Origin of the sequence: Erwinia aphidicola, assembly GCF_014773485.1 — a bacterium.
GTDB classification, from domain to species: domain Bacteria; phylum Pseudomonadota; class Gammaproteobacteria; order Enterobacterales; family Enterobacteriaceae; genus Erwinia; species Erwinia aphidicola.
The window spans coordinates 955,008-961,531 of sequence record NZ_JACXBP010000001.1; the positions used below are offsets into that span (position 1 = coordinate 955,008).

Sequence of the window (6,524 nt, forward strand, 5' to 3'; positions counted from 1 at the left end):
TTTTGTTTCTGCTTCACTCCTGCTGCTGCTTTAGCAAAAAATAGCGCTTCTCTAACTGCTCCAGCGCCATCTCGGCCTGGCGGCGCTGAATATCCGACGGGTTAACCGAATAAAGACGCAGCTGCTCTTCTGCCGGGGTTGAACGGCTAAACGCCTGGGTGGCGTTGTACACCACCGATTTCAGCTCGCTGACGGTGATATATTTACCGCGCTGCCCGTCAAGGGCATTCAGCCTGTCCGTCAGCTGCTGCAGCTGCTCCATCCCCTGCTGCCAGCCGCCCATTGCCTCCTCAGGAAGCGCCGTGGCTTTAAGCTGCTGCTGCCACTCGGCGGCCATTCTGCCGACCGCAGCATCCTGCGGTTTAAACGCCTGGGCCTGGCGCACCAGCCGCTGCCCATAATCAAGCGCCCAGCAGGGTGACAGCGCCGCCAGCCACCCCAGCTGCTGTTCGGTGTGCTCGCGGATTTTTTCCGGCTGATAGTTTTGCCGCTTCAGGCTGTCGACCTGCTCCCCGGTAAGCGGCATTGCCAGGGGTGAAAGCGTGGCGGCAAGATGATCTATCAGCGGATCGGGGCGTTGCACAAGCTGCCATCCCCCTATTCCCGCAGCGCCCACCACCAGCATGGTCACAACCCCTGCGGCAAACGGCTTCCAGCGGCTGGTCGGCGGCGGCGGCGTCATGACCTCAATGTTCGCCTCGGGCTGGGGCTGGGCGATATAGACCCATTTTACGGCTGAAGGCGTCATCTCCACAGCCGGGTCGGCTGCACGCTGGGCGCTGGCGGGCAGCACCGCTCCTGAAGGGGTGGCTGTCGCGCTGCCTGCCGCCGCATCGCTGTTCTCCAGCCGCAGCGCGCTGCTGTGCATCAGCGCCGCCAGCGCGTCAAACTGGCTGAGATGGCGCAGCTCCAGCCGCTGCAACACCTCGTTCAGCCGGGTGAGCTGCTGCTCGGCGCGGTAAAGCTGGCTGAGATCGCTGTAGCCGATCGGCAGCGTGCGCATCATCTGCTGCACGCGGCGGCTGAGGCCGCTGAGGATCTCCACGCGCGCATGCACCTGCTGCGGCCACAGGTTGCCCCACTGGTGGCTGATTAACGCTTCGAGGATGGCCAGACCTTCGTTCAGGCCAGCCAGCCCGCCCAGCTGGGTGCGCGCCAGGGTATACCAGGCCGCCGTTTGCAGCTCGACGCCGTTATGTTCAAACAGCGCGAGGCTGAGTTTTTCCACACAGTGCCAGTTCACGTCCGGGCGCGCCGGGTGGGACAGCTTGCCCAGCTCGTCGCGCAGCGCCGCGTAGTCCGGCAGCGTGCGTGGGTCGCCGCCGGTTTTCAGGTAACGTTCAGATAGATTCATAAAAAGTTTCGATGATTATCAGAGAGGGGTGCCGCTGACTACAGCGAGGCGCGGGCGTCGAGGTACTGCTGCTGTTTCATGTGGCGGATCAGCACTTTGCCTTCCGGCATAAATTCGGTGCCGTAGCGCACCAGGCCGATGCCCTTCAGCTCGGCATCAATGGCGTAGCGCAGCTCGCCGGGAATGCTTTGCGGCAGCATATCGACCTTAATACTGCTGAGGCGCGGCTCGTAGCGCAGCAGCACGCCGGACAGCGTGGTCATCAGCTGGTGCGCGGTGCCGGGCATGCCCTGCAATATTTTGGTCATATCCGGCAGGCCGTAATCGGGCAGATGCGCCAGGGTTCCGGCGCGGCAGTTGAGGATGCGCTGCATATTGTCGAGCACCGAGAGGATCACCTGGTTCTCTTCACTGACGTTGTGCAGATCCAGCCCGCCGGCAAAGTTGCCGTACAGCATTTCATACAGTGAGGGGGAGTTGTGTGAGTGCGGCATTGTTATTCCTTTATATTCAAACAACATTCTAAAATTTTTTGCTAATTAGCTGAAAGAAGAATATATACAGGTAAAATCAATATAGTTACTAACACATACAAAGGTGCCATAACGACATTTTTAGCAATTTTCACCGGATAGGCTTCTTGCTTAAATGAAGGCGACCCTTCGGTATAAAAGTTGACATTAAATGCATGATTAAACTTAAAAGCATCAGTAGGCACAATGCTCTTCTGATGTATTGTACCGCGTAATTCCGTCAGACTGATATTACACACTCCTGACTTATCATAATTCCAGTGGCAATTTTCATTCGGGTTTCTTGTGACAGACCAAATTAGCTTTCTTTCTTCTTCATTATAATAATGATAAGTAAAATCAACTACACCGGCAAAGCTCTTTTTATTTCTTGACAGAATAAAAACCCCTGAATTATTCATTTCAATATGCGTTTTATCAAGCTTTCCGCTTACTATAAGACGAAGAAACTCATCAACACCGGAGGATAGAGAGTAATCAAAATGGATACCATTAAACACCCAACCATATTTCCCACCCCCCACTGGAGTCATTGAAACAGTTTTAATACTATCACTACTGTATAAATCACCTCCCTTAGCCTCATCGCGAATCTCTTTTGATAGCTTATTACTTTCGCAGCCTAATAAGAAAAATAAAGTGATGATTACTACGGCCCGACGGGCAAAAAAAATAAACCTTCCCACATAATATCCTTATGTTAATAATATTCCGCGATATATTTTCAATCCATGCGCGGCTAGCCAATATTTTTACTATTCCATTCACTCATTTTTTGCGCAATGGCGAGCTGGGCCTGCTGATGACGCTCCGCGCGGATGCGCGCGCTTTCACGAGCGGCGATCAGGCCCGGCTCATGACTGGCGGGCAGCATACTGCCGGGCGTGAGCACTTCAACCTGCCCGCTGGCCAGCTCGCGCACCTTTTGCACTTCCGTCACCCTCTCCTCACCGCTGCGCGACTCGACGATAAATAAGAGTGGCGGGTCCAGCTGCGGGGCGCCGACTGCTTTGCCTTCGACATAAATCAGCTGCACCTGCTTGTTGGCTTTGCTGCCGCAGTAGATCATGCGGTAGCGGAAATAGCCGCCCCAGGGTTCGCGCCCGCCCAGCGTGCTTTGCACAAACCAGGCACGTGAGTCGTGGATCTGTTGGTCAAACAGCGCCAGTAACTGCGCCTCCGGCTCTTTACGGGTGCCGGTGCCGAGCCTGTCGCTGAACAGGCGCGCATAGTGGTAATCGCCCTCTTTACGCATCTGCTCATACTCTTTGTTTTCATCATCGCCGTTGAGCCGATAGACCGGGTGCTTCAGCACGCCATCCAGTGCAACCTGAATAACTTTTTCTGCCGGGTTGCCATTGACATCGCGGAGCCAGTTGCGGTAGTCATGCTCAAACTCGCGTGCGGCTTCACGCAGCTGGTACTGGCCGTTGGTGGGATCATAATCGGGCGGCCCCTGCTCTATGGTGTCCTGCCAGCCGGGACGATCCTTGCGCGCCAAATCCAACTGGTTACGCCACGCATTGAATTTAATATCGTACTGGCGCTTTTCCTCTTCCAGCCCGGCGGTATCTTTTTGCGGCGCATTAAGATAGAACGGCTGGGCCAGCAGGCTATTGTGGGCATAGCGCCCGATGCGCCAGGCGGTCATCCATGCCATCTGCTGTATAACTACGCTCTCCAGCGAGCTGGAAAGCGCTTGCGGCTGATAACCGTTTTGCTCCGCCGCCGGGATATCGGCTTCAAGCGCCACGGCGTCGAGCAGGGTTAGTTTGCGCCAGGCATTGAAGCGACTGATCAAGATTTCAGAAGCGTTGAACTCATCAAATGTATCTGGAGACATAGCTCTCGACGGTCGAATATTTTTAATCAATGAAGTTATTAAATCTGCCCTTATCGCAAGCGGCGCACCCGCTGAAAACGCGGCAGCATACAGGTCGTGCAGGACGATCTGCGACAGCACTTCACCCACGCCCCCCGTTGATTTTCCCTGCTCGCCCGGCGAGTAACCACCGCCGATATCAGAGTGCATACCGGGGTAAACCACCTCCTGGGTTTGTGAGGGATAATGGCCTTCCGGGCGACGTATCGAGTCCAGCGGAAAGCTCAGGCGCTGCTCGTGGGCGGCAACAAAATGGCGGCAGCACTTAATCAGGCCAGGAAAGCGGCTGGCAGGCGGCAGCTGCTGGGTGCCGCTAGCCCAGCCCATATGGCCGTCAAAACCGGGGGCAATGTGCGCAATGCCCACCGAGGGCACGGTATCCAGTACGCCAAGAAACTCAATGCTGAGCGGTAGCCCGAGCAGCTCCAGCTCCACCGCATCGCTCTCCGGGTCGACCAGCAGCTCCGACAGCCAGCTGACAAAGGTGCGCGCTTCCGCCGCGCCGCGTGAAAAGCCATAGATAAACAGCTTGATGGCGATGGGCTGCGGCCGCGCCTGCGTAACTCTGGCACGCAGCGGTGTCAGCAGCCCGTTGATGGCGCGGCGGCGGTTGGCATCGCCACTCAGCGGCCAGTGGGCGCGCATCGCGGCAATCTGCTCGCGCGCCACGCTGTCGTCCAGCCCCTTTCGCGTGGGCGTAATGGCGATCATCAGGGCATCCACCAGCCGCAGCAGCGCCCAGTTAATGCGGTCTTCACCGCCCGAGGCAAACATCAGGCCAGCGCCGCTGTAACTAAACTCATTAATTTTCGGGAATGGGGTACCGACACCCGGCATATAGTAACGAAAGTAGCCCTGGCTCTCCGCATCCTGATAGGTGGCATGATAGAGCTTCGCGATATTAGTGGGATGGGGAGGATTGGCGAAATCCGTATCATTTTTCTCATTATTACCAGTGCCATCAAAAAACAGGCTGATATGCAGGCTTTGGCAGCAAGGAGGGAACATGCGCTTTCCCGTCAGCTTAATTAACTTTTCGTGGTACTGCCTCTCTTCCAGCGTCTGCTTGCGGTAGTTAGCGGTAATCTGTTCCGGGGTCAGGATCAGTCGCCCACCCTCGGGGAACTCAGGCGGGGCAAAGCACGGCAGCGCAAGGCTTATTTTGGACATTGCGCAGGCTCCTTCATCTCCAGAGGTTCTTTAATCGGGTAATTTGGCGTGCCGTAACCATCGCAAATAGTAGTGACTTTGACCTGATTACAGGGCAGAAAATGCACCGTGATACCACAGCGCTCTTCACCATATTGAGGGATATCCACTACCGCAGAGTGTTTTTGATAGTTCGCTTTGTGCCTGGCATAGGCTTCTTTTTCATATCCGAAGCCTTCTTTTTCCATTGGTATATGTTCTTTTGGATTAGGATCTACCTCCCACTCAACATGAGCTTTTAATCCCGGCCTCCATTTATCAGGCAGCATAATGCAGCAATAGCCACCACCCTCTCCATATGAGCCCATATTCGGACCTCCATAGCCATTCACATCCATGTGGTTGATGACGTAAGGCATATGATTAATCCCGCGAATATCGCCAGCGGTATAACCCCCACCTCCAGCCCGGGAACAGCCTGAAACCAGCAAAACCACATATACAAACAACATCCATTTACGCATAACTGAGTTCCTTATTTGTAGTGATGCGGAGCTTGCCGAAAAGCGAGGATTATTTTGGACATTGCGCGGGCTCCTTCATCTCCAGAGGTTCTTTAATCGGGTAATTTGGCGTGCCGTAGCCATCGCAGATAGCGGTGACTTTAACCTGATTACAGGGCAGAAAATGCACCGTGATACCACAGCGCTCTTTACCATATTGAGGGATATCCACTACCATAGAGTGTTTTTGGAAGTTTGCTTTGTGTCTGGCGTAAGCTTCTTCCTCATATCCAGAACCCTTCTTCTTAAAAGGAATGTATTCGTTTGGATTAGGATCTACCTCCCACTCCACATGAGCTTTTAATCCCGGGGTCCATTTTTCCGGCAGCATCACACAACAATATCCTCCCCCTAAACCCGGCGCGCGGTAGCCATTAACCTTAAACCAGTTGATGGTCTGGCCCGCGACATGGTTTTTTGCCCTTAAATCTCCGGCGGTATACTCATTATCTCCAGCCCGGGAACAGCCTGAAACCAGCAAAACTAAAAATACAAACAACATCCATTTATGCATAGCTGAGTTCCTTATTTGTAGCGATGTGGAGCTTGCCGCACAGCGAGGCTTATTTTGGACATTGCGCAGGCTCCTTCATCTCCAGAGGTTCTTTAATCGGGTAATCTGGCGTGCCGTAACCATCACAGATGGTTGTAACCTTGACCTGATTACAGGGCAGGAAATGCACCGTGATACCACAGCGCTCTTCACCATATTGAGGGATATCCACTACCGCAGAGTGTTTTTGATAGTTCGCTTTGTGCCTGGCATAGGCTTCTTTTTCATATCCGAAGCCTTCTTTTTCCATTGGTATATGTTCTTTTGGATTAGGATCTACCTCCCACTCAACATGAGCTTTTAATCCCGGCCTCCATTTATCAGGCAGCATAATGCAGCAATAGCCACCACCCTCTCCATATGAGCCCATATTCGGACCTCCATAGCCATTCACATCCATGTGGTTGATGACGTAAGGCATATGATTAATCCCGCGAATATCGCCAGCGGTATAACCCCCACCTCCAGCCCGGGAACAGCCTGAAACCAG

7 protein-coding genes are annotated in these 6,524 nt (G+C 54.1%); all 7 read right to left on the reverse strand.

Translation table 11 applies throughout. The annotated features are described in order from the left end of the window. Positions 1 to 13: 13 nt before the first annotated feature. Positions 14 to 1,354, reverse strand: a complete 1,341-nt coding sequence (locus ID864_RS04405; RefSeq protein ID WP_191149464.1) for a VasL domain-containing protein — start codon at positions 1,352 to 1,354, stop codon at positions 14 to 16. Between the two features lie 38 nt (positions 1,355 to 1,392). Next, a complete protein-coding gene (tssE, locus tag ID864_RS04410; protein ID WP_048916119.1) occupies positions 1,393 to 1,848 on the reverse strand; it encodes a type VI secretion system baseplate subunit TssE in 456 nt (151 codons plus the stop codon). 41 nt (positions 1,849 to 1,889) lie between these two features. After that, complete coding sequence (locus tag ID864_RS04415; RefSeq protein ID WP_048918827.1) at positions 1,890 to 2,573, reverse strand: YidX family protein; 684 nt, start codon at positions 2,571 to 2,573, stop codon at positions 1,890 to 1,892. A gap of 53 nt (positions 2,574 to 2,626) precedes the next feature. Further along, positions 2,627 to 4,939, reverse strand: a complete 2,313-nt coding sequence (locus ID864_RS04420; protein ID WP_191149465.1) for a T6SS phospholipase effector Tle1-like catalytic domain-containing protein — start codon at positions 4,937 to 4,939, stop codon at positions 2,627 to 2,629. Further along, positions 4,927 to 5,442 (reverse strand): DUF3304 domain-containing protein, encoded by a 516-nt coding sequence (locus ID864_RS04425; protein ID WP_191149466.1) that lies wholly within the window; start codon positions 5,440 to 5,442, stop codon positions 4,927 to 4,929. Before ID864_RS04425 ends, ID864_RS04420 begins: the two co-directional genes overlap by 13 nt. Positions 5,443 to 5,491: 49 nt before the next feature. After that, a complete protein-coding gene (locus tag ID864_RS04430) occupies positions 5,492 to 5,995 on the reverse strand; it encodes a DUF3304 domain-containing protein (protein WP_062821009.1) in 504 nt (167 codons plus the stop codon). Positions 5,996 to 6,044: 49 nt separating this feature from the next. After that, positions 6,045 to 6,524 (reverse strand): DUF3304 domain-containing protein (locus ID864_RS04435; protein WP_224750370.1); only part of this gene is annotated, 480 nt, incomplete at its 5' end.

What these genes read in the sequence shown, in the direction of transcription:
- tssE (WP_048916119.1), bottom strand. Translation starts at nt 1,848, where the DNA reads ATGCCGCACTCACACAACTCCCCCTCACTGTATGAAATGCTGTACGGC.
- ID864_RS04425 (WP_191149466.1), bottom strand. Translation starts at nt 5,442, where the DNA reads ATGCGTAAATGGATGTTGTTTGTATATGTGGTTTTGCTGGTTTCAGGC.
- ID864_RS04405 (WP_191149464.1), bottom strand. Translation starts at nt 1,354, where the DNA reads ATGAATCTATCTGAACGTTACCTGAAAACCGGCGGCGACCCACGCACG.
- ID864_RS04420 (WP_191149465.1), bottom strand. Translation starts at nt 4,939, where the DNA reads ATGTCCAAAATAAGCCTTGCGCTGCCGTGCTTTGCCCCGCCTGAGTTC.
- ID864_RS04430 (WP_062821009.1), bottom strand. Translation starts at nt 5,995, where the DNA reads ATGCATAAATGGATGTTGTTTGTATTTTTAGTTTTGCTGGTTTCAGGC.